The following is a 20,735-nucleotide window of genomic DNA, read 5'->3' on the forward strand; positions in this document are numbered from 1 at the left end:
GCAAAGCCGGCTCAGGCCTGCAGCCAGCACTTCGCCAGGGCGTAGCCGTTCATCAGCTCCTGATGCGGATCGTCGACCCAGCCGTCGACCTTGGCGCCGGTTGCGTCGATGAACTGGTTGAACATCGGCAAGATCAGGCCGCCTTCGTCGCGGACCATGACAGCCATGTCGTGGTACATCGCCTTGCGCTTGGTCTCGTCGAGTTCGGCGCGGGCCGCCAACACCATCTTGTCGAAATCCGGACGCTTGAAACGCGTGTCGTTCCAGTCGGCCGTCGATAGATAGGCGGTCGAGTACATCTGGTCCTGCGTCGAGCGGCCCCCCCAGTAGGAGGCGCAGAAGGGCTGCTTGTTCCAGACTTCCGACCAGTAGCCGTCGCCCGGTTCGCGCTTGATCTCCAGCGTGATGCCGGCCTTGGCCGCGCTCTGTTGATAGAGTTGCGCGGCATCGACGGCGCCGGGGAAGGCGACATCCGAGGTGCGCAGCAGCACGGCGCCGTCATGGCCCGACTTCTTGAAGTGGAACTTGGCCTTGTCGGGATCATATTTGCGCTGCTCGATCTCGCTGAACAGCGGGTAGGAAGCGTTGATCGGGAAGTCGTTGCCGATCGAACCGTAGCCACGCAGGATCTTGTCCAGCATTTCTTCGCGGTCGATGGCCAGCTTCAGGGCCATGCGCAGATCGGCGTTGTCGAAGGGCGCCGTGTTGCAATGCGCGATGAACACATAGTGGCCAGGACCCGCATGGTTGCGGATGGTCACGCCCGGCAGGCGCTTGATCAGGTCGACGATCTTCGGCTCGACGCGGTTGATCATGTTGACCTGGCCGCCTTGCAGGGCCGCCGTACGAGCGGTGGCATCGTTGATGACGATGATCTCGATCTGGTCGGCATGGCCCATCTTGTCGCCCTGCCAGTAGTTGGCGAAACGCTCGCCGCCATGGCGCACGCCGGGCTCATTGGTCGTGACCTTGTAAGGACCGGCCGAGATGCCTGCGTCGGCCTTGTCCTTGCCGCCATTCGGTTGGACGATCAGGTGATAGTCGCTGAGCAAATAGGGCAGATCGGCATTGGCTTCCTTCAGGGTCAGCACGACTTCCTTGCCGCTGGCCTTGATGGTCTCGATGCCCTTCATGTAGCCGAGCGCGCCGGACTTCGATTTCTCGTCGGAATGGCGCTCGAGCGTGGCGGCCACGTCCTCGGCGGTTACCGTCTTGCCGTTGTGGAATTCGACGCCATCACGGATCTTCAGCGTCCAGGTCTTGGCGTCCGGTGTTGAGCCGATCTCCTCGGCGATGCGGTTCTCGAGTTTGCCTTCCGGCGAAAGCTCGACAATCAATTCGCCCCACATCTTGCCGAAGGCGAACGGCACCTGGGTCATGAACAGTGCCGGATCAAGGCTGTTGGTGGATTCGCCGCCGACAAGTCCGGCCTTCAGTGTGCCGCCCTTGACCGGACCTGCCGCGCGTGCAGCGCTTGAAAGCAGCGAGTTGGCGAAGGGCGCGGAGATACCGAGCGCCGCCGCCCGGCCGAGAAAATCACGACGGCTCAGTTTGCCCGACGCGACACGCCGGCTAAGAAATTCCAGTTCGTTCGACATTTTGAGTTCCTCACTCTGTTGGTTCGACTCTGCGGTCGTTTTTCTTGTTTCTTGTGAGGAGAATAATGACCGCAAGGGAAAGCGGTAAGCAAGACCGAATGCGACATGCCGTGGCGTAAATCGTACGTCGCAATTGGACCAATGAAATCGGCGCTCAAAGAAGTGCGCGCGGGACCTTCTCTTCGAAATTGCGCTCGAAGACGAGGGTTTCGCCTTCATAGGCCTCGATTCTGGCGCTGACGATGAAGTTTTGCGCGTCGGATCGCATCTCTGCCGATGTCTCGGTGCGCACCGACCATCCATTTCGCGACAGGGTCTGCGTCCAGTGCGTCTTTCCCGAGGCCGACAGCGGATCGTCGGGATGGATCGTCCAGGTCTCGCGGGCGATGCTGCCATTGGCGAGGCCATGGGCGAGATCGCGCACCTCGCCGAAATCATCCAATATGGAAAGCGTCACCATTCCGGTCTTTTCATCACGATCGACATGGCGCTCGGAACTGGTGGCGCGGATCGTCTCCGTTGCCCAGGGGGTGGCCCCTTCCGGCTCGGCGAACGTTACCTCGTCGCCTGTCGCCAGCGGCCGCAGCGGCAAGCTGAGCGTCGCCGCCGACAAGGTGAGGTGTACCCGCTCCGGCGACGGCCAGATGGCAGGCCAATAGGCGTTCGAAACGGCAACACGCAGCCGGTGGCCGGCCGGCACGCGATAGGCGCATTGATCGAGCACGACGCGCACCGAGACGGTTTCACCCGGCACCAGCGCCTCGGGAAATTCGTGCGAATTGCGGTGCGTCAGATTGAGCACGCCATAGGAGATCAACTCCGAGGCGCCGTCGGGATGCACATCGCAAAGCCGGACCGCGATGTTGGCCTGCGGACGATCAGAGGATAGCCGCAGCTCCACCTCCGGCGCTCCGACGATGTCGATCGGCTCGCTGAGTTCCGGCTGGTCGAAGCACACCGACAGGGCATCGTCGGGACGCTGATCGCCAGGCAGCTCAGGGCCGAAGGTGAAGGGGAAATACTCGCCGCCGGCCAGGCCGCAGCTTTGCGGCGAGGCGACGATGGCGGGTTTTTCCGTTGAGGGGATCAGATCGACCGTTTGCGTCTGGATGGTTGGCGAGGGCCATTGCTGCTCGGCAATCCAGCGGCCGGGACGCTCGGGGTGCCAGCGCGCCGGACGCACGCTGTCCATGACATAGGCGCGGTAGGCGGGGTCGGCCTCGACACCAGTATCGACGCCCTTAAGCCAGCGGTCCCACCAGCGCAACGCTTCCTGCAGGAAGCCGATGGCAGGTTTTGGCCCTGCGTAATGCGGGTATTTGTGGATCCATGGCCCGATGATGCCCTTGACCGGGGCTTCGATGTTGCGGGCCAGATGCGAGACCGTGTTGCGGTAGCCGTCATGCCAGCCGCCGATCGACAGCACGGCGGCTTTGACGGCGGAAAAATCCTCGCAGATCGAGCCGCGCTTCCAGTAGGCATCACGGTGCTGGTGCTTCAGCCACAGCGGCGCCAGGAAGGATTGGTTCTCCAGCCGGGTCAGCCACAGATCGCGCCATCTGTTGTCGCCGGCCAGCAGCGGGTCCGGCGGCCGCGACGAGTAGGAGAGCATGGTCGAGGCCCAGCCGAAATTCTCGATCAGCAGGCAGCCGCCCTTGTAGTGGATGTCGTCGGCATAGCGGTCGACGGTCGAGCACAGGCTGATCACCGCTTTCAGCGCCGGCGGCTGCTTGGCCGCCACCTGCAGGCAGTTGAAGCCGCCCCAGGAAATGCCCATCATGCCGACATTGCCGTTGCACCAGGACTGCGATGCCGCCCAGGCGATGACGTCGCAGGCATCCTGCAATTCCTGCTCGGAATATTCGTCGTCCATCAGCCCTTCGGAATCGCCGTTGCCGCGCATATCGACGCGGATCGAGGCATAGCCGTGGCCGGCGAAATAAGGATGCGTGAGCTGATCGCGAAAGATGGTGCCGTCGCGCTTGCGGTAAGGCAGGTGTTCGAGGATCGCCGGCACCGGATCGTCGCCCGCATCCTCCGGCATCCAGACTCGCGCCGACAGGCGGCAGCCATCCGGCGTGACGATGCCCATATCCGGGAATTCGACGATTTTGCGGGCAAATTCGGTGACGGTTTTCATGGCATGCTCCAGGATCGCCAGATGATGGAACCTGCCGTGCCGCGTCGTGGGCCAGCCAACGAATTCGGCTGGTCAATCCGCGTCAGTTCAGCGGGATATCGTTATCGTCCTTGTTCGCCTGATAGATGTTGGACAATTCATCGTAGCGCGCCGAAATCGCGCCGATACGGGTCTCCAGCCGTCGCCGCTCTGCCTCGGGCAACGCTCGCACCAGCCTGCGGATAGAAAAGCTCTTCCAATAGGCATTCTCGGCATTGTAGCCGCCGGGATCGAGGGTGAAGACCTCTTTCAGGATCTTCAGGTCGTGCGGGATGGCGAAGCTGTCGCGCGAATCCTCGTGGCTGAACAGATAGTAGAAATTATCGAAGCCGGTCCAGGTGATCGCCGACAGGCACAACGAGCAGGGTTCGTGCGTGGCGATGAAGATGGCGTCTTTCGTATCGACGCGCTCAGCCCTGGGCATTTCGTAGAAACGCTTCAGGCAGTGTACCTCGCCATGCCAGAGCGGGTTTTCCATCTCGTTGTTGGTTTCGGCCAGCACCAGCGAACGGTCTTCCTTGCGCAGGATCGCCGCGCCGAACAGCTTGTTGCCGTGGACAACGCCGTCGGCCGTCTTCGGCACGATGTCGTGCTCGATCACATCGAGCAGGCGGTCGATCAGTGAAATATCGGTCACAGGAGGCTCTCGTTGGGCAAGTGGATCTCGTAGGCGTGCGAGAAATGGAACTCTTCGAGATTGGAGCCATCGCCGCCACGGTCGACGATCAGGAAGTCCTGAGCCTCGCCGAGCGGCGTCAGCACGCCATGCCAGAGATTGCGCCGGTAATTGATGCCTTGTCCGGGTGCGGTGATGAAGGCATGCGGCTCGCCCGGCCCCTGCTCCCCGTCATGGCAGACGACGACCAGGAAGGGGCGCGGCGAGAGCGGGATGAAGGCCTGGCTGCCGAAGGGATGGCGCTCGACCATGCTCAATTTCAGGGGCAATTCGTAGGGCGTGCCGCGCACCATCGAGATCAGCACGCGGGCGTTCGGACCGGTTGCTTCGGCGGTAGCCAGATCATGATAGCGCTCGGCCCTGCCGCCATTGATCGGGTAGTGGTTGTCGCCGCCCATGTCGATGACGTCGCCGAATGGGGCAAAGTCCTCGCGGGTCAGTGGCCGCGCAATGATCCGCGTCACGGCGAGCGCTTTGCGATGCCGGCGCCGCCAAGTTTGGCGTGCCGGTTGACGTCTTTGTAAAGCAGATAGCGGAATTTTCCCGGGCCGCCGGCATAGCAGGCCTGCGGGCAGAAGGCGCGCAGCCACATATAGTCGCCAGCCTCGACCTCGACCCAGTCCTGATTGAGGCGATAGACCGCCTTGCCTTCCAGCACGTAGAGCCCGTGCTCCATGACATGGGTCTCGGCGAAGGGAATGACCGCACCGGGTTCCAGCGTGACGATGGTCATGTGCATGTCGTGGCGCAAATCGGCCGGATCGACGAAACGCGTCGTCGCCCAGCGGCCCTCGGTGCCTTGCATCGGCGTCGGCGCGATCTCCTGCTCGTTGGTGAAGAAAGCTTCCGGCACATCGAGACCGTCGACCGCCTCGTAAGCCTTGCGAATCCAGTGGAAGCGCACGGCCGCCCTGCTTTCGTTGCGGACCGTCCAGCCGCTGGCCGGCGGTAGGAAGGCAAAGCCGCCGGGCCGCAACACATGCGTCTTGCCGGCAAGCAGAACTGTCAGTTCGCCTTCGACCACGAACAGCGCGCCCTCGGCGCCGGCATCGGGTTCCGGCCGGTCGCTGCCGCCGCCGGGCGCGACCTCGACAATGTATTGCGAGAACGTCTCGGCAAAACCCGACAGCGGTCGCGACAATATCCAGACGCGGGTCTCGTCCCAGAATGGCAAGGCACTGGTCACGATGTCCTGCATCACACCCCGAGGAATGACGGCATAGGCCTCGGTGAAGACGGCGCGGCCGGTCAGAAGCTCGTTCTGGCCGGAATGGCCGCCATGTGGAGCATAATAGGTTCGCTCGGGCATCCTGATCGTATCCATGGGTTCAAACCTATTGCGGAAGCATGTCCTTGAGGCGGAGCAGTGCGATGCGCTCGACCTGTTTGCAGGCGGTCTCGAATTCCACGCCGCGGCTGTTGCCGATGCGCGCCTCGAACTCCGCCAGGATTTCCTCCTTCGTCTTGCCCTTCACCGCGATGATGAAGGGGAAGCCGAAGGTGGTGACGTAGGCGGCATTGAGCTTGGAAAACAGTTCGCGCTCCTTGTCGGTCAGCGCATCGAGGCCGGCCGAGGCCTGTTCCCTGGTCGATTCCGCCGTCAGCCGTTTGGCCTTTGCCAGCTTGCCGGCAAGGTCGGGATGGGCGTTGAGCACCGAAAGCCGCTCGGTTTCGCTGGCGGACCGGAAGATACGGCAGAGCGCATTGTGCAGGCCGCCTGAAGTGTCATGCGCCGGCCCCAGTTCCAGCTCGTAGGCGCGTTCGGCGATCCAGGGCGAATGCTCGAACACGCCGCCGAAAGTGTGGACGAAGGTCTCGAATTCCATCTTCGATGGTCTGAGTGCCGCCGGCTGATAAGGATTGACCTCTTGCCAGTGTTTGGCGATGTCGATGCGCCTCGCCAGCCAGACCTTGTCGTGCGACTTCACATAGTCGACGAAGCGCTTCAGCGCCGCGACCCGGCCCGGCCGCCCGACAAGGCGGCAATGCAGGCCGATGTTCATCATGCGTGGCCGGCCGGCCTTGCCCTCGGCATAGAGCGTATCGAAGCTGTCCTTCAAATAGGCAAAGAACTGGTCGCCCGAGTTAAAACCTTGCGGCGTGGCGAACCGCATGTCGTTGGCGTCGAGCGTATAGGGGATGATGAGCTGCGCGCCGCCCTCATGCTCGAACCAGTACGGCAGCTCGTCGTCATAGGTGTCCGACACATAGTCGAAGCCGCCTTCTTCCGCCACAATCCGCACCGTGTTGATCGATGTGCGACCCGTATACCAGCCGGTCGGGCGCGCGCCGGTCACTTCGTAGTGCAGCTTGATCGCCGCCTCGAGGTCGCGGCGCTCATCCTCGGCGCTGTGGTCGCGGTAGTCGATCCATCTTAAGCCGTGCGAAGCGATCTCCCAGCCGGCGTCCTGCATGGCCGCTACCTGATCCGGCGAACGGGCGAGCGCTGTGGCGACGCCGTAGCAGGTGATCGGCACTTGCGACTCGGTGAACAGCCGGAGCAGCCGCCAGAAGCCGGCGCGGGCGCCGTATTCGTAGATGGATTCCATGTTCCAGTGGCGTTGACCCACCCAGGGTGCCGCGCCGACGATTTCCGACAGGAAGGCTTCGGACGCCTTGTCGCCATGCAACACGCAGTTTTCGCCGCCTTCCTCGTAATTGACGACGAACTGCACGGCGACATGTGCACCGCCAGGCCATTTCGGGTCCGGCGGATTGGCTCCGTAGCCGCGCATGTCTCTGCTGTAACGCATCGTCCCTCCCGCCGGGCACGGCCCGAAGTATGATCAGAATATCGAAAGGGTGCTTCTCGCATTCCCCCGAAAATTTTTGAAAGTGTTTTTGTCGCACTCCGCTCGACCGGGACTTATGCATCGCCTTTAATTGGCGCACAATTCACTGTTGATACTTGACCGTACCGGGCCAATTCGCTCGTACCGGAAATGGGAGGCGGCCAATGGCAGAAACGTCGAAAGCCGACGGCGGGCGTCTGACGACCCATGTCCTCGACACGGCGACCGGCAAGCCGGCGGCGGGACTGTCGATCGCGCTCTATCACCTCGAGGGCAAGGCGCGGACACATCTGAAGACCGTTCTCACCAATGCCGACGGCCGTTGCGACAAGCCGCTGCTCGCCGGCGCGGAGTTCCGCACCGGCGAATACGAACTGGTCTTCGCCGCCGGCGACTATTTGCGCCAGCAGGGGTTGAGCCTGCCGAAACCCGCCTTTCTCGATGTGATACCGATCCGCTTCGGCATGGCCGAGCCTGTGCACTATCATGTGCCACTGCTGGTCTCGCCCTACGGTTACTCGACCTACAGGGGGAGCTGAGGCATGACCAAAATTAGCATCCGCAACGAAATCCGCTTCATTCTCAATGGCAGGGATGTGGCGCTTTCGTCGGTGGCACCCGACGCGACCTTGCTCGACTGGCTGCGGCTCGACCGTTCGCTGCGCGGCACCAAGGAAGGGTGTGCCGAGGGAGACTGCGGTGCCTGCACCGTGCTGGTCGGCAAGCTGTCGGAGGGCGGCTTGGTCTATGAAAGCGTCAATGCCTGCATCCGCTTCCTCGGCTCGCTCGACGGCACCCATGTCGTGACGGTCGAGCATCTGCGCGGTTCACCCGGCCAGTTGCATCCGGTGCAGCAGGCGATGGTCGATTTCCACGGCTCGCAATGCGGCTTCTGCACGCCAGGCTTCGTCATGTCGCTCTATGGCTTGTGGATGAAGTCGCCTGATCCCTCGAACGCGGATGTCGAAAAGGCTTTGCAAGGCAATCTCTGCCGCTGCACCGGCTACGAGGCGATCATGCGCGCCGCGCAGGCCATCTCCAGCTACGGCAAGGCGGCAAAGGACCCGCTGGCCACGGAACGCAAGGCGATCACCGCGAGGCTCGAGGCCATGCGTGACGGCGCCCGGGTCGAGATCGGAACCGGCAAGGCGCGGCTGGTCGTGCCGGCCGATGTCGACGATTTCGCCGCCGTGCTGGACAAGGAACCCGGCGCTACCATCGTGGCCGGCTCGACCGATGTCGGCCTGTGGGTGACCAAGCACATGCGCGATATTTCACCGGCCATTTTCATCGGCGATCTCGACGGGCTTTGCACCATCTCGGAAGACAAGGGCGTCATTTCGATCGGCGCCGGCGTCACCTACACTGACGCCTTCGCGACATTGGCGAAGCGCATCCCGGCGTTGGGGCCATTGTTCGATCGCATCGGCGGCGAACAGGTGCGCAACATGGGCACCATCGGCGGCAACATCGCCAACGGCTCGCCGATCGGAGATACGCCACCGCCATTGATCGCGCTTGGCGCAAGTCTCACCTTGCGCAAGGGCAAGAAGCAGCGGACGATCCCGTTGGAAACCTTCTTCATCGCCTACGGCAAACAGGATCGGCAGCCGGGTGAATTCGTCGAGGCCGTGCATGTGCCGGTGCCGGCCAAGGAAACGAAGTTTGCCGTCTACAAGATCACCAAGCGTCGCGACGAGGACATTACCGCGGCCCTTGGCGCGTTTTTCCTGGAGCTGGCCAAGGACGGCACGGTGGCCGACATTTGCATCGCCTATGGCGGCATGGCAGCGACACCTAAACGGGCCCTCGGTGTCGAGCACGCCCTGCTCGGCAAATCCTGGACGGAGGCCACGGTCGAGGCGGCCATGGCCGAATACGCCAATGATTTCACGCCGCTGACCGATATGCGGGCAAGCGCCGAATATCGGGCGCTGGCGGCCAAGAACCTGCTGTTGCGTTTTTTTGCCGAGACCAGCGGCACCAAGGCGCCATTCCAGGTCTCACGGCACGAGGCGGCGTGATGCATATCAGCGCCAGCAAACCAATAGCGTCCTTCTCTCCGTTCACGGAGAGAAGATACCGGCAGGCAGATGAGGGGCGGCGCCGTCGTCGATCGGTATCTGCAAACCAGTCACGGTCAGCGTCGCCCCTCATCCGACCCTTCGGGCCACCTTCTCCCCGTGAACGGGGAGAAGGGAAAAGAGGCACTCGATGAACAAGCACGCTGCCCCCAACCTCAAGGCTGAAAAGATCGCTGGCGGCGTCGCCACCGATCAGCGCCACGATTCCGCGCACAAACATGTCAGCGGCGCCGCCGTCTACATCGACGACATGCCGGAACCATCAGGCACGCTGCATGGCTGCCTAGGGCTTTCCGGTGCCACGCATGCCACCATCACCAGCATGGATCTCTCGGCGGTGCGTACAGCGCCCGGCGTTGTCGACGTGTTGACGGCCAGTGACGTGCCGGGCGAAAACGACATTTCGCCGACCGGCCGCCACGACGAGCCGGTGCTTGCCGACGGCAAGGTGCAATTCTACGGCCAGCCTATCTTCTGCGTTATTGCGCAAACTCGCGAGCAGGCGCGCCGCGCCACAAGATTGGCAAAGGTCGAATACAAGGAATTGCCTTTCGTCACCGACATCGGCGCGCTCGATCCGAAGAAGGACAAGCTCGTCACGCCGCCTCTCACCCTGAAGCGCGGCGATGCCACTACGGCGATCCGTCAGGCGCCGCGCCGGCTAAAGGGAAAAATGCGCATCGGCGGCCAGGAACACTTCTACCTCGAAGGCCATATCGCCATGGCCGTTCCTGGCGAGGATCAGGACGTCACCATCTATTCCTCGACCCAGCATCCAAGCGAAGTCCAGCACATGGTCAGCCATGCGCTCGGCGTGCCGAGCAATGCCGTCACGGTGGAAATCCGCCGCATGGGAGGCGGCTTCGGCGGCAAGGAAACGCAGGGAAATCAGTTTGCCGCATTGGCCGCGATCGCCGCGAAGAAACACCACCGCGCCGTGAAGATCCGGCCCGACCGCGACGACGACATGATCGCCACCGGAAAGCGTCATGATTTCCTCGTCGATTACGAGGTCGGCTTCGATGATGAGGGCAACATCCTCGGCGTCGATTTCATGTTCGCGGCGCGCTGCGGTTTTTCGTCGGATCTGTCCGGCCCGGTAACCGATCGCGCGCTGTTCCACTGCGACAACACTTATTTCTGGCCGGCGGTGCATGCGCAGTCGGCGCCGCTCTACACCAACACCGTGTCGAACACCGCCTTTCGGGGGTTCGGCGGCCCGCAAGGCATGGTCGGCGCCGAGCGCGTCATCGACGAGGTGGCCTTTGCCGTTGGCAAGGATCCGCTCGAAATCCGCAAGAAGAATTTCTACGGCACCAGTAGCGAGGGGGGCCGCAACATCACGCCCTACCACCAGACGGTCGAGGATAACATCATCCAGCGCATCGTCGCCGAGCTGGAGCAAAGCGCGAGCTATGCGCGGCGGCGGCGTGAAATATCGGCCTTCAATGCCAACAGCCGTTTCATCAAGCGGGGCCTCGCTCTGACGCCGGTCAAATTCGGCATCTCGTTCACCGCCACGCATTACAATCAAGCCGGCGCGCTGGTGCATGTCTACACCGACGGTTCGGTGCATCTGAACCATGGCGGAACCGAGATGGGGCAGGGCCTCTACGTCAAGGTGGCGCAGGTGGTGGCGGAAGAGTTCCAGATCGATCTCGACCAGGTGAAGATCACCGCGACAACGACCGGCAAGGTGCCGAACACTTCGGCTACGGCAGCGTCGTCCGGCTCCGACCTCAACGGCATGGCGGCGCAGAATGGCGCGCGCCAGATCAAGGATCGGCTGACCGATTTCGCCGCCGAAAAATATCAGGTGCCGCGTGATCAGGTGCTGTTCCTGCCCAACCGGGTGCGCATCGGCAACCAGGAAATCGCCTTCGCCGACCTCGTCAAGCAGGCCTATATGGCCCGCATCCAGCTGTCGGCGGCTGGTTTCTACAAGACGCCGAAAATCCACTGGAACCGCGACAAGGGCGAGGGCCGCCCCTTCTATTATTTCGCCTATGGCGCCTCGTGCTCGGAAGTCTCGGTCGACACGCTGACCGGCGAATACATGGTCGAGCGTACCGATATTCTCCATGACTGTGGCCGCTCGCTGAACCGGGCGATCGATATCGGCCAGATCGAGGGCGGCTTCATCCAGGGCATGGGCTGGCTGACGACGGAAGAACTGTGGTGGGACGCCAAGGGCCGGCTGCGCACGCATGCGCCGTCGACCTACAAGATCCCGCTCGCCTCCGACCGGCCGAAGATCTTCAATGTCACCTTGGCCGACTGGCCGGAAGCCGGCGAGCCGACCATCCACCGCTCCAAGGCGGTCGGCGAGCCGCCGTTCCCGCTCGGCATGTCGGTGCTGCATGCGCTATCGGATGCGGTGGCCAGTGTCGCCGACAACAGGATCTGCCCGCGCCTCGATGCCCCGGCGACCCCGGAGCGGGTTCTGATGGCGATCGAGCGGCTGAAGAAGGAGGCTGGCGCCTGAATCCGGCCCCAGGGTCGGCAATGCGTGCAATCCGGGCCGAAAAAACCTATATTTCCCATTCGGGAACGTGAACCATGAACTCGAAAGTGCAAAGCCTGAAAGCCTTTCTCGCCAGCGCCGGTCGGGTTGCCCTGGTCGAAGTGGCCGGAACAAAAGGCTCGACGCCACGCGAGAAGGGCGCCTTCATGCTCGTCTCGCCGACGGCGATCTTTGGCACCATCGGCGGCGGTCAGCTCGAATATATGACGATCGACAAGGCCAGGCAGATGTTGGGCAAAGAAGCCCGCATCGAGGTTGACGAAGTCTGCGCTACCCTAGGCGTCCCGCTGGGTCCCGAGATCGGCCAATGCTGCGGCGGGCGCGTTGAAGTCTTGATCCGGCTCGTCGATGCTGCGCTTGCCGGCGACCTGGTTGCGGCCGCGGAAGCCGAGGAGGCGCACCTGCCGTACGTCTACATCTTCGGTGGCGGCCATGTCGGCCAGGCGCTGGCATCGGCGATCGCACTTCTTCCCGTGCACGGCATCGTCATCGAGACGCGGGCCGAAGCACTGGAAGGCATGCCCGAAACCATCGAGACACGGCTGACAGCTATGCCGGAAGCGATGGTGCGGAATGCCCCCGCCGGCGCAGCCTTCGCCATCCTGACCCACGATCATGCGCTGGATTTCCTGATCGTCGCGGAAGCGCTGAAACGCGGTGACACCGCCTATGTCGGCATGATCGGCTCGAAGACGAAGAAAGCGACGTTCAGGACCTGGTTCCTGAAATCGGCGGACGGCAGCCAGGTCGAGTTTGCCCGCCTCGTCTCGCCAATTGGCGGCGACACCGTCAAGGACAAGCGCCCTCAGGTCATCGCGGCGCTGGCTGCGGCCGAGATCATGACGGCGTTGGTCAATCACAACGCAGCCTTAAATGCCGACCATCAAATTCCGCATGGCAGGGTGATGGCAGGCTAAGCTGCGCCGCAGCTAAACCGGCCGTTTCAAACCCAGATGGTCGCGCAGCGTGCGGCCCTGGTATTCCGTCCGGAACAGGCCGCGCCGCTGCAACTCCGGCACGACGAGCGTGGCAAAGGCATCGAGTTCCCCGGGGAAATATGAGGGCATGACGTTGAAACCGTCGGCCGCGCCACCCTCGAACCGCGCCTGCAGTTCGTCGGCGACTTGGGCCGCGGTGCCGACGATGCGCCAATGGCCCCGCGCGCCGGCAAAATGCCGGGCGAGCTGGCGGATGGAGAGGCCGTCGCGGCGCGATTGCTCGATGACCAGCGCTTGCCTGCTCTTCATCCCCTCGCTCTCCGGCAGTTCCGGCAGTGGCCCATCGATCGGATAGCGCCACAGATTGGAGATGCTGAGATAGCTGGACAGCAGCGCCACGCCGACATCGTCGGGGATCAGCTCCTGCAATTCCTCGTATTTTTCACGGGCCTCCGCTTCGGTCTCCGCCACCACCGGTGCGACGCCCGGCATGATCTTGATGTCGTCCGGCTCGCGCCCGTAGGCCGGCAGACGTCCTTTGAGATCGTTATAGAAGGCCTTGGCTTCCTCGAAGGTCTGCGCCGCCGTGAACACCACATCGGCGGTGCGGGCGGCAAGGTCGCGGCCGACATCCGAGGCGCCGGCCTGAACCATCACCGGCGCGCCCTGCGGCGAGCGCGGCAGGTCGAGCGGATCGCGAACCGAAAAGCTCTGGCCGTTATGGCCGGAAGCCTTGCCGTGCCACAGGCCGGCCACCACCTCGGCAAACTCGCGCGCCCGTTCGTAGCGGTCGGCATGGGGCTTGAGGCCCATCGCGCCGAAATTGGCTGCTTCGATGGGGCTGGCCGAGGTGACCAGATTCCAGCCGGCCCGGCCGCCGCTCAGATGGTCGAGCGACAGGAAGGTTCGTGCCAGCCCATAGGGCTCGTTGTAGCTTGTCGACGCTGTCGAGACGAGGCCGATGCGGCTGGTCTGGACGGCGAGCGCCGAGAGCAGGCTGATCGGCTCGAAACCGATCGAGCGCGACGTCTGGCTGGCAATGCCGATATTGGCTTCACGCAGGCCGGCGGCGTCCTCGCAGAACACCATGTCGAATTTTGCCGTCTCCGCCGTGCGCGCCAATGCGATGTAATGGTCGATGTCGATGCCGGCGGTGACGTGTGCCTTGGGATGGCGCCAGGCGGCGATGTGGTGGCCTGTCGCCCACAGGAAGGCGCCCAGCCTCATCTGGCGAGCGGTCATCGGTCACCTCCGCCGGCAAGCCCGAGATGCGAGCGCAACATTTTTCCGCGATAGCTTTCTCGAACCAGGCCACGCCGCCGCAGTTCCGGCAGAACCAAGCCGACGAAATCGTCGAGCGCTGAAAGCTGTGCCGGCATCAGGATGTTGAACCCGTCGCAGCTTTTCGCCAGGAATTCCTTTTCCAGCCTCTCGGCGACGGCAGCCGGCTTACTATCGGCGATAAGCGCGACGTTCGTCAGCACTTTCACAGCATCGGGAGTGCGTCCGCACGCCGTGACACGGCGCCTGATATCGTCATAGCGTTCGGTCGCGCCCTCCACCAGTCCGCCGTCCAGCAGGATGACATCGGCGGTGCGAGTGGCAATATCGAAGTCGGATTCCTGCAGGCCCGACAAGACGAGCACTGGCGTATCCTGCGGCGACCGGGCGACGTTCAGCGGTCCGCGCACGGAAAAGAATTCGCCCTTGTGCTCCAGCAGGTGCATCTTTTCGAGGTCGTGGAAGCGGCCGCCGCGCTGGTCGAACAGCAGCGCGTCCGCATCCCAGCCCTGCCACAGACCTTGCACGATGCCGATATATTCCTCACTGCGACGGCGGAAATCGTTAGGCGAAAATCCTTCGGGCCGGCTGAAATTGGCTGCTTCCCGTGGCGCTTGCGTCATGGTTGCGTTCCAGCCACTGCGGCCGTGACTGATAACGTCGAGCGAAGCGAAACGGCGTGCCAGATTGTAGGGTTGGTGGGCAATTGTCGAGGCAGCCGCAACCAGGCCGATCCTGCTTGTGACAGTCGCCAGAGCGGCCAGTAAGGTCGTCGCTTCGAAGGGCATCCGTTTGTTCGCGGCTTCGCTTTCGGACGCTGGCACGGCATCGGCAAGCAGCACCATGTCCAGCCCGGCTGCTTCAGCCTTTTGCACGAAACCAGCCAGGCGGCTGAATTCCAACCCAGTCTCGAGGGATGGATCGGCGAGCGAAACGGCAAGATGCATTGTGGCGCCGGTGTCCATCGAGGGTTCCTATGAGATGAAATGCCACCCCGAACTATGTTCGCCACATCCTGGGATGGCAACCGCCGGCGCTGGGCCAAACCGCCGCTCACCTACCGGCCAGTTCCTATTTGCCGGCCAGCCTTTATTTGCCAGCAAGCAGATCGTTGATCAGCCGCTGGCAGCGCTCGGCCATGAAGTCGAGCAGCAGCCGCACTTTTGGATCCTGCAGCTTCTTGTGCGGATAGACGGCGGCGAACTGCACCGGTGTTGGCGGCGTGCTGGGCAGGATCACCTTCAGCCGCCGATCGCGGATGAATGGCTCGACCTCGAAGCGCGGCTTGTTGATGATGCCGCGGCCTGAAAGCGCCCAGCCGGTCAGCACGTCGCCATCGTCGGTGTCGTAGGGCCCGTGCACCTCGAATTTCTGCGGGCCGGTGGGGGTCTGCAGCGTCCACACATATTCGCGCGCGCCCGAATAACGCAGCATCAGGCAGTCGTGCTTCTTGCCGATCAGCTCTTGCGGCTCCAACGGTTCGCCGCGCGCCTCTAGATATTTTGGCGCCGCCACCAGCACGCGCTCGCATTCCATGATGCCGCGCATCCTGAGGCTGGAATCCTCGATGATGCCGAGCCGGAAGGCGACGTCGATGCCTTCCTTCATGATGTCGACATTGTGGTCCGAGAGCCTGAGCCGCACCTCGATATCAGGGTATTTGTCGTGAAAATCCGGAATGCCCGAAGCCACCAGCCGGCGGCCGAGGCCGAGCGGTGCCGTGACGCGGATGGTGCCACGCGGCTGGCCGGAAAGGGCAGAGACCGCCGCTTCCGCCTCGGTGATTGCCTCCAGCACCTGCTTGGCGCCCCCGTAAAAAACCGTGCCATGCTCGGTCGGCATCAATTGCCGTGTGGTGCGGTTGAACAGCCGCACGCCAAGGTGCTTCTCCAGTTCCTTGATGCGGTTGGAAGCGACCGCCGGCGAAATGCGCATGTCGCGCCCGGCCGCCGACAGATTGCCGAGTTCAACGACGCGAACGAAGACGGCGATGTTGTCGAGATAGGCCATGCGGAGCACCTTCGCCGGTTTGCAGGATCAACCTAGTATTTTCCATTTTTTTTTGAAAGTCCTCGTGCGCCTCGCCTCTTTCCGTTTGCGCTCCAGCCCGTAAAGTCACCCAATCGGCAGGGACGATTTCAATGATGGATTTCGCGATTTTCTGGGATTGGCTGAGTTTTGCCGTGCGCTGGCTGCATGTCGTCACCGGCATCGCCTGGATCGGCTCGTCGTTCTATTTCGTCGCGCTTGATCTCGGCCTGCGCCAGCGTCCTGGCATGCCCGTCGGCGCCTTCGGCGAGGAATGGCAGGTGCATGGCGGCGGCTTTTATCACATCCAGAAATATCTGGTGGCGCCGGCCGAAATGCCGGAACACCTGACCTGGTTCAAATGGGAATCCTACGCCACCTGGCTTTCCGGCTTCGCCATGCTGTGCGTCGTCTATTATGCCGGAGCCGATCTGTTCCTGATCGATCCGAACGTGCTGCCGATGTCGGTGCCGGTCGGTATCCTGCTGTCGCTGGCAACGATCGGCGTCGGCTGGGTGGTCTACGATCTGCTGTGCCGCTCGCCGCTCGGAAAAAGCGACACCGGCCTGATGCTGGTGCTCTATTGCGTGCTGGTGTTCATCGCCTGGGGACTGACCCACCTGTTCACCGGCCGTGCCGCCTTCCTGCATCTGGGCGCCATCACCGCCACGATCATGTCGGCCAATGTCTTCATGGTCATCATCCCCAACCAGAAGATCGTCGTCGCCGACCTCATCGCCGGCCGCAAGCCCGACCCGAAATACGGCAAGATCGCCAAGCAGCGCTCGCTTCATAACAATTACCTGACGCTGCCGGTGCTGTTCCTGATGCTGTCGAACCACTATCCGCTGGCGTTCGGCACTGAGTTCAACTGGGTCATCGCCTCGCTGGTGTTCATCATCGGCGTGCTGATCCGGCACTATTTCAACTCGGTCCATGCGCGCAAGGGCAATCCGACCTGGACCTGGATGGCGGCACTCGTCCTGTTCATCGTCATCATTTGGCTGTCGACCGCGCCGAAGGTGCTGACCGGCGAACCCAAGGAATCCGCGTCGGCGCAAATCTATGTCGCTTCAGCGCATTTCCCGGCGGTGCGCGACACCGTGCTCGGCCGCTGTTCAATGTGCCACGCGGCGGAGCCGGTCTATGAGGGCATCTATCATGCGCCCAAGGGCGTGATGCTCGACACCGATGCCGATATCGCCAACCACGCCCGCGAAATCTATCTGCAGGCCGGCCGCAGCCACGCCATGCCGCCCGCCAACGTCTCTCAGATCACCGACAAGGAACGGGCGCTGCTGGTGGCCTGGTTCGAAGGCGCAGGGAAATAGCATGAATTCGACACTTCTGCGCGGCCGCACGCTGTCCTTTGTGCGCTGGCCGCAAACTCTCGAAGACCATTCCGCCTGGCGCTACGAGGAGGATGGCGGACTGCTGATCCGTGACGGCAGGATCGTCGCCGCGGGTACTTATGCCGATGTTGAAAAGCAAGCCGACGAGACGGTGAAAAGGATTGACCACCGGCCGCATCTGCTGCTGCCCGGCTTCATAGATGCGCATGCGCATTTTCCGCAGATGCAGATCATCGCCTCCTATGGCGCCGAACTGCTCGACTGGCTGAACACCTACACTTTTCCGGAAGAAACGAAGTTCGCCAACGCCCAGCACGGCCGCCGCATCGCGCGGCTGTTCCTCGACGAAATGGTGCGCCACGGCACCACGACGGTCGCCGCCTACTGCTCGGTGCACAAGGCCTCGGCCGAAGCCTTCTTCGCAGAATCGCATGGCCGCAACATGCTCAACATCGCCGGCAAGGTGATGATGGATCGCAATGCGCCCGACGGCGTGCTCGACACCCCGCAATCCGGCTATGACGACACAAAGGCGCTGATCAAGGAGTGGCACGGCAAGGGCCGCCAGCACTACGCCATCACGCCGCGCTTCGCCATCACCTCGTCGCCGGAGCAGATGGAGATGGCGGGCGTGTTGTGCCGCGAACATCCCGGCCTGCACATGCAGACGCATCTGTCGGAAAACCACGCCGAGATCGCTTTCACGCAGGAACTCTACCCGTGGGCGCGCGACTACACCGACGTCTACGAGCATTACGGGCTGTTAGGCAAAAAGAGCCTGTTCGGCCACTGCATCCATTTGTCGGAGCGCGAAGCGGATGCGCTTTCGGACTCGGGCTCGGTGGCGGTGTTCTGCCCGACCTCGAACCTTTTCCTCGGCTCCGGCCTCTTCGATTATCAGCGCTTTCGCCGACGCGACAAGCCGATCCGCATCGCCGCCGCCACCGATGTCGGCGGCGGCACCAACTACTCCATGCTGCGCACCATGGATGAAGGCTACAAGGTGATCGCGCTGAATGGCGAAAAGCTCAACCCGTTCCAGTCCTTCTGGCAGACGACGCGCGGCAATGCCGAGGCGCTGTCGGTGGTGGAAAAGATAGGCACGCTGGACGAAGGCAGCGACGCCGACATCGTCGTGCTGGACGCTAGGGCAACGCCGGGAATGCGGCTCAGGATGGAGACGGTCGAGACGCTGGCGCAGGAACTATTTCTCCTGCAGACGCTGGGCGACGACCGCTCCGTCCGCGAAGTTTATGTGGCGGGGCGGCCAGCCAAGGCTGACATGAGCGCGGGGTAAGACCCCCTCACCCGGATTGCCAACCGAATTGCGAAGGCAATTCGGGGCAATCCGGCCTCTCCCCGAGGGGAGAGGAGGAAGCCGAGGCCCGTGCTCGTCTCTTCTCCCCTCGGGAGAAGGTGGCCACGCCACGGAAGCTTGACCGAGCGGAGCTTGTCGTACACACGACGTGTGACGATTTCGGAGAAAGAAAATGGCCGTTGCTGACGACATCGCTCTGATCAAGAGACAGGAAGAGACCCTTGTCTTCGCGACCTTCGACGAGGCCGTCGCTTTCAAAATCGGCTCCGCCATTCGCGATCGTGCAATCGCCGAAGATCTACCCATCATAGTCGACATCAGGCTGTGGGACCGGCCGCTGTTCTACGCCGCGCTGCCGGGCTCGAACGCTTCCAATCCCGACTGGGCGCGGCGCAAGATCAATGTGGTCAAACGGTTCCTGAGAAGCACCTATCGCATGGTGTTGGAACAGCAGCGCCCCGACCTCACCTTCAAGATTGGTGAAGGGCTGGATATTGCCGACTACGTGCTGGCCGGCGGTGGCTTTCCGGTGACCGCCAAGGGCACCGGCGTCATTGGCGTCATCGCCGTTTCCGGACTGCCGGAGCGCGAGGATCACGGCGTCGTCGTCGATGCGCTGTGCGATCATTTGGGCGTCGACAAGCGCGGCTTGGCATTGCCTCGGGAAGGCGAATGACCGTGCTCGACCCCAAATTGTTCCTCGTCTCCATCTTCAACGCCGCCGTTGCCGCCGCCGATCCGGAACGAACCATCAGGGATCATCTGCCGGCCAAGCCCAAGGGCCGTACCATCGTCATCGGCGCGGGCAAAGGCTCGGCGCAAATGGCGGCAGCCTTCGAGAAAGTGTGGGACGCCCCCATCGAAGGGCTGGTCGTCACCCGCTATGGCTATGGCGCGACCTGCGAGCGCATCGAGATCATCGAGGCGGCGCACCCGGTGCCGGACGCTGCCGGCCTTGAAGCCTCGCGCCGGCTGCTGGCGAAGGTGCAAGGGCTGACGGCGGACGATCTGGTGGTGGCGCTGATTTCCGGCGGCGGCTCGGCGCTGTTGCCGTCGCCGGCCGGCAGCTTGACGCTGGCCGACGAGATCGCCGTCAATGAGGCGCTGCTCGCCTCGGGTGCGCCGATCGCGGCGATGAACACTATCCGCAAGCACCTTTCCACCATCAAGGGCGGCAGGCTGGCGGCGGCCGCATGGCCGGCCAGGGTGGTGTCGCTGATCGTCTCCGATATTCCCGGCGATAATCCGGCAATGGTCGCCTCCGGCCCAACCGTACCGGATACAGGCAGCCGCGCCGACGCGCTGGCCTCGATATCGGCCTATGGCATGAAACTGCCGGCCTCGGTGATGGCGCATATCAATTCGCCGGCCGCCGATGCGCCAAGCCCGGATGACGAGCGCTTTTTGCGCAACGAGGTGCATCTGATCGCTTCGGCCGGGGTATCGCTGGAAGCCGCCGCTGCGGAAGCGAAACGGCAAGGCGTCGAGGCGGTTATCCTCTCCGATGCCATCGAAGGCGAGGCGCGCGAGGTTGGCGGTGTCCACGCCGCGATCGCGCGTGAAGTGGCGACGCGCAACAGGCCTTTCTCGAGGCCGGTGCTGATCCTGTCGGGCGGCGAGACAACCGTGACGCTGCGCGCAAAAGGCAAGGGCGGCCGCAATTCGGAATTCCTGCTCGCCTTCGCCATCGGCATCAATGGCGTCGACGGTATCAATGCGCTGGCCGCCGACACTGACGGCATCGACGGTTCGGAAGACAATGCCGGTGCCTTTGCCGATGCTTCGACCGTGTCGCGCATGCGCGCTGCCGGGGTGGACGCCAAGGCTATGCTTGCCGGCAACAATGCCTGGACGGCCTTCAACGCGGTTGACGATCTCTTCGTACCCGGCCCGACCGGTACGAATGTCAACGATCTCAGGGCAATTCTGATCAGATAGCCGCAGCAATTCCAGGAAAACCGTGAA

The 20,735-nt window shown here is 62.9% G+C and carries 17 protein-coding genes; 8 read left to right on the forward strand and 9 right to left on the reverse strand.

Annotated elements, in window-relative coordinates:
* Positions 1-11: 11 nt before the first annotated feature.
* The 6 genes from M729_RS0130415 to puuE form a co-directional block, all read right to left on the reverse strand.
* Positions 12-1,598 (reverse strand): ABC transporter substrate-binding protein, encoded by a 1,587-nt coding sequence (locus M729_RS0130415; RefSeq protein ID WP_027163794.1) that lies wholly within the window; start codon positions 1,596-1,598, stop codon positions 12-14.
* A 154-nt stretch (positions 1,599-1,752) separates the two neighbouring features.
* Positions 1,753-3,738: a CocE/NonD family hydrolase gene (locus tag M729_RS0130420; protein ID WP_027163795.1), complete on the reverse strand. Its 1,986-nt coding sequence runs from the start codon at positions 3,736-3,738 to the stop codon at positions 1,753-1,755.
* 82 nt (positions 3,739-3,820) lie between these two features.
* Complete coding sequence (locus tag M729_RS0130425; protein ID WP_027163796.1) at positions 3,821-4,414, reverse strand: nucleoside deaminase; 594 nt, start codon at positions 4,412-4,414, stop codon at positions 3,821-3,823.
* Positions 4,411-4,917, reverse strand: coding sequence for an ureidoglycolate lyase (locus tag M729_RS0130430; RefSeq protein ID WP_027163797.1), 507 nt, complete (start codon positions 4,915-4,917; stop codon positions 4,411-4,413). The genes M729_RS0130425 and M729_RS0130430 overlap by 4 nt, the downstream gene beginning before the upstream one ends.
* The gene (locus tag M729_RS0130435; protein ID WP_027163798.1) at positions 4,914-5,777 is read right to left on the reverse strand and encodes a bifunctional allantoicase/(S)-ureidoglycine aminohydrolase; all 864 of its coding nucleotides are present in this window, start codon (positions 5,775-5,777) and stop codon (positions 4,914-4,916) included. The genes M729_RS0130430 and M729_RS0130435 overlap by 4 nt, the downstream gene beginning before the upstream one ends.
* Positions 5,778-5,787: 10 nt before the next feature.
* Positions 5,788-7,206 carry an allantoinase PuuE gene (gene puuE / locus M729_RS0130440; RefSeq protein ID WP_024501938.1) on the reverse strand — a complete coding sequence of 473 codons (1,419 nt, stop codon included), beginning with the start codon at positions 7,204-7,206 and terminating at the stop codon, positions 5,788-5,790.
* A 203-nt stretch (positions 7,207-7,409) separates the two neighbouring features.
* On the opposite strand from puuE, the gene uraH reads away from it, so the two are divergent.
* The 4 genes from uraH (at position 7,410) to xdhC (ending at position 12,770) form a co-directional block, all read left to right on the forward strand.
* Positions 7,410-7,784 (forward strand): hydroxyisourate hydrolase, encoded by a 375-nt coding sequence (gene uraH / locus M729_RS0130445; RefSeq protein ID WP_013528242.1) that lies wholly within the window; start codon positions 7,410-7,412, stop codon positions 7,782-7,784.
* Between the two features lie 3 nt (positions 7,785-7,787).
* Entirely contained in the window at positions 7,788-9,269 is a 1,482-nt protein-coding gene (gene xdhA / locus M729_RS0130450) for a xanthine dehydrogenase small subunit (RefSeq protein ID WP_027163799.1), read from the forward strand.
* Between the two features lie 190 nt (positions 9,270-9,459).
* Positions 9,460-11,814 carry a xanthine dehydrogenase molybdopterin binding subunit gene (gene xdhB / locus M729_RS0130455; RefSeq protein ID WP_027163800.1) on the forward strand — a complete coding sequence of 785 codons (2,355 nt, stop codon included), beginning with the start codon at positions 9,460-9,462 and terminating at the stop codon, positions 11,812-11,814.
* A gap of 74 nt (positions 11,815-11,888) precedes the next feature.
* On the forward strand, positions 11,889-12,770 hold the full coding sequence (gene xdhC / locus M729_RS0130460; protein WP_027163801.1) for a xanthine dehydrogenase accessory protein XdhC: 882 nt from the start codon (positions 11,889-11,891) through the stop codon (positions 12,768-12,770).
* 12 nt (positions 12,771-12,782) lie between these two features.
* Here xdhC and M729_RS0130465 read toward each other — a convergent pair whose 3' ends face one another.
* The 3 genes from M729_RS0130465 to M729_RS0130475 form a co-directional block, all read right to left on the reverse strand.
* Positions 12,783-14,033, reverse strand: a complete 1,251-nt coding sequence (locus tag M729_RS0130465) for an LLM class flavin-dependent oxidoreductase (RefSeq protein WP_027163802.1) — start codon at positions 14,031-14,033, stop codon at positions 12,783-12,785.
* A complete protein-coding gene (locus tag M729_RS0130470; RefSeq protein ID WP_027163803.1) occupies positions 14,030-15,037 on the reverse strand; it encodes an LLM class flavin-dependent oxidoreductase in 1,008 nt (335 codons plus the stop codon). The genes M729_RS0130465 and M729_RS0130470 overlap by 4 nt, the downstream gene beginning before the upstream one ends.
* Positions 15,038-15,161: 124 nt before the next feature.
* Complete coding sequence (locus M729_RS0130475; protein WP_013528236.1) at positions 15,162-16,082, reverse strand: LysR family transcriptional regulator; 921 nt, start codon at positions 16,080-16,082, stop codon at positions 15,162-15,164.
* A gap of 131 nt (positions 16,083-16,213) precedes the next feature.
* On the opposite strand from M729_RS0130475, the gene M729_RS0130480 reads away from it, so the two are divergent.
* The 4 genes from M729_RS0130480 to M729_RS0130495 all read left to right on the forward strand — a co-directional run bounded on the left by M729_RS0130480 (position 16,214) and on the right by M729_RS0130495 (position 20,708).
* Entirely contained in the window at positions 16,214-17,431 is a 1,218-nt protein-coding gene (locus M729_RS0130480) for a urate hydroxylase PuuD (RefSeq protein ID WP_027163804.1), read from the forward strand.
* 1 nt (position 17,432) lies between these two features.
* Entirely contained in the window at positions 17,433-18,749 is a 1,317-nt protein-coding gene (gene guaD / locus M729_RS0130485; RefSeq protein WP_027163805.1) for a guanine deaminase, read from the forward strand.
* A 193-nt stretch (positions 18,750-18,942) separates the two neighbouring features.
* Positions 18,943-19,446, forward strand: coding sequence for a heme-degrading domain-containing protein (locus M729_RS0130490; RefSeq protein WP_027163806.1), 504 nt, complete (start codon positions 18,943-18,945; stop codon positions 19,444-19,446).
* Complete coding sequence (locus M729_RS0130495) at positions 19,443-20,708, forward strand: glycerate kinase (RefSeq protein WP_024501929.1); 1,266 nt, start codon at positions 19,443-19,445, stop codon at positions 20,706-20,708. Before M729_RS0130490 ends, M729_RS0130495 begins: the two co-directional genes overlap by 4 nt.
* Positions 20,709-20,735: the final 27 nt, after the last annotated feature.

The organism is Mesorhizobium sp. WSM1293 (assembly GCF_000513875.1).
Taxonomy (GTDB): Bacteria; Pseudomonadota; Alphaproteobacteria; order Rhizobiales; family Rhizobiaceae; genus Mesorhizobium; species Mesorhizobium ciceri.

Coding starts and splice junctions, on each gene's coding strand:
- M729_RS0130415 (WP_027163794.1), bottom strand. CDS start 1,598: ATGTCGAACGAACTGGAATTTCTTAGCCGGCGTGTCGCGTCGGGCAAA.
- M729_RS0130420 (WP_027163795.1), bottom strand. CDS start 3,738: ATGAAAACCGTCACCGAATTTGCCCGCAAAATCGTCGAATTCCCGGAT.
- M729_RS0130435 (WP_027163798.1), bottom strand. CDS start 5,777: ATGGATACGATCAGGATGCCCGAGCGAACCTATTATGCTCCACATGGC.
- puuE (WP_024501938.1), bottom strand. CDS start 7,206: ATGCGTTACAGCAGAGACATGCGCGGCTACGGAGCCAATCCGCCGGAC.
- uraH (WP_013528242.1), top strand. CDS start 7,410: ATGGCAGAAACGTCGAAAGCCGACGGCGGGCGTCTGACGACCCATGTC.
- xdhA (WP_027163799.1), top strand. CDS start 7,788: ATGACCAAAATTAGCATCCGCAACGAAATCCGCTTCATTCTCAATGGC.
- xdhB (WP_027163800.1), top strand. CDS start 9,460: ATGAACAAGCACGCTGCCCCCAACCTCAAGGCTGAAAAGATCGCTGGC.
- xdhC (WP_027163801.1), top strand. CDS start 11,889: ATGAACTCGAAAGTGCAAAGCCTGAAAGCCTTTCTCGCCAGCGCCGGT.
- M729_RS0130465 (WP_027163802.1), bottom strand. CDS start 14,033: ATGACCGCTCGCCAGATGAGGCTGGGCGCCTTCCTGTGGGCGACAGGC.
- M729_RS0130470 (WP_027163803.1), bottom strand. CDS start 15,037: ATGGACACCGGCGCCACAATGCATCTTGCCGTTTCGCTCGCCGATCCA.
- M729_RS0130475 (WP_013528236.1), bottom strand. CDS start 16,082: ATGGCCTATCTCGACAACATCGCCGTCTTCGTTCGCGTCGTTGAACTC.
- M729_RS0130480 (WP_027163804.1), top strand. CDS start 16,214: ATGATGGATTTCGCGATTTTCTGGGATTGGCTGAGTTTTGCCGTGCGC.
- guaD (WP_027163805.1), top strand. CDS start 17,433: ATGAATTCGACACTTCTGCGCGGCCGCACGCTGTCCTTTGTGCGCTGG.
- M729_RS0130490 (WP_027163806.1), top strand. CDS start 18,943: ATGGCCGTTGCTGACGACATCGCTCTGATCAAGAGACAGGAAGAGACC.
- M729_RS0130495 (WP_024501929.1), top strand. CDS start 19,443: ATGACCGTGCTCGACCCCAAATTGTTCCTCGTCTCCATCTTCAACGCC.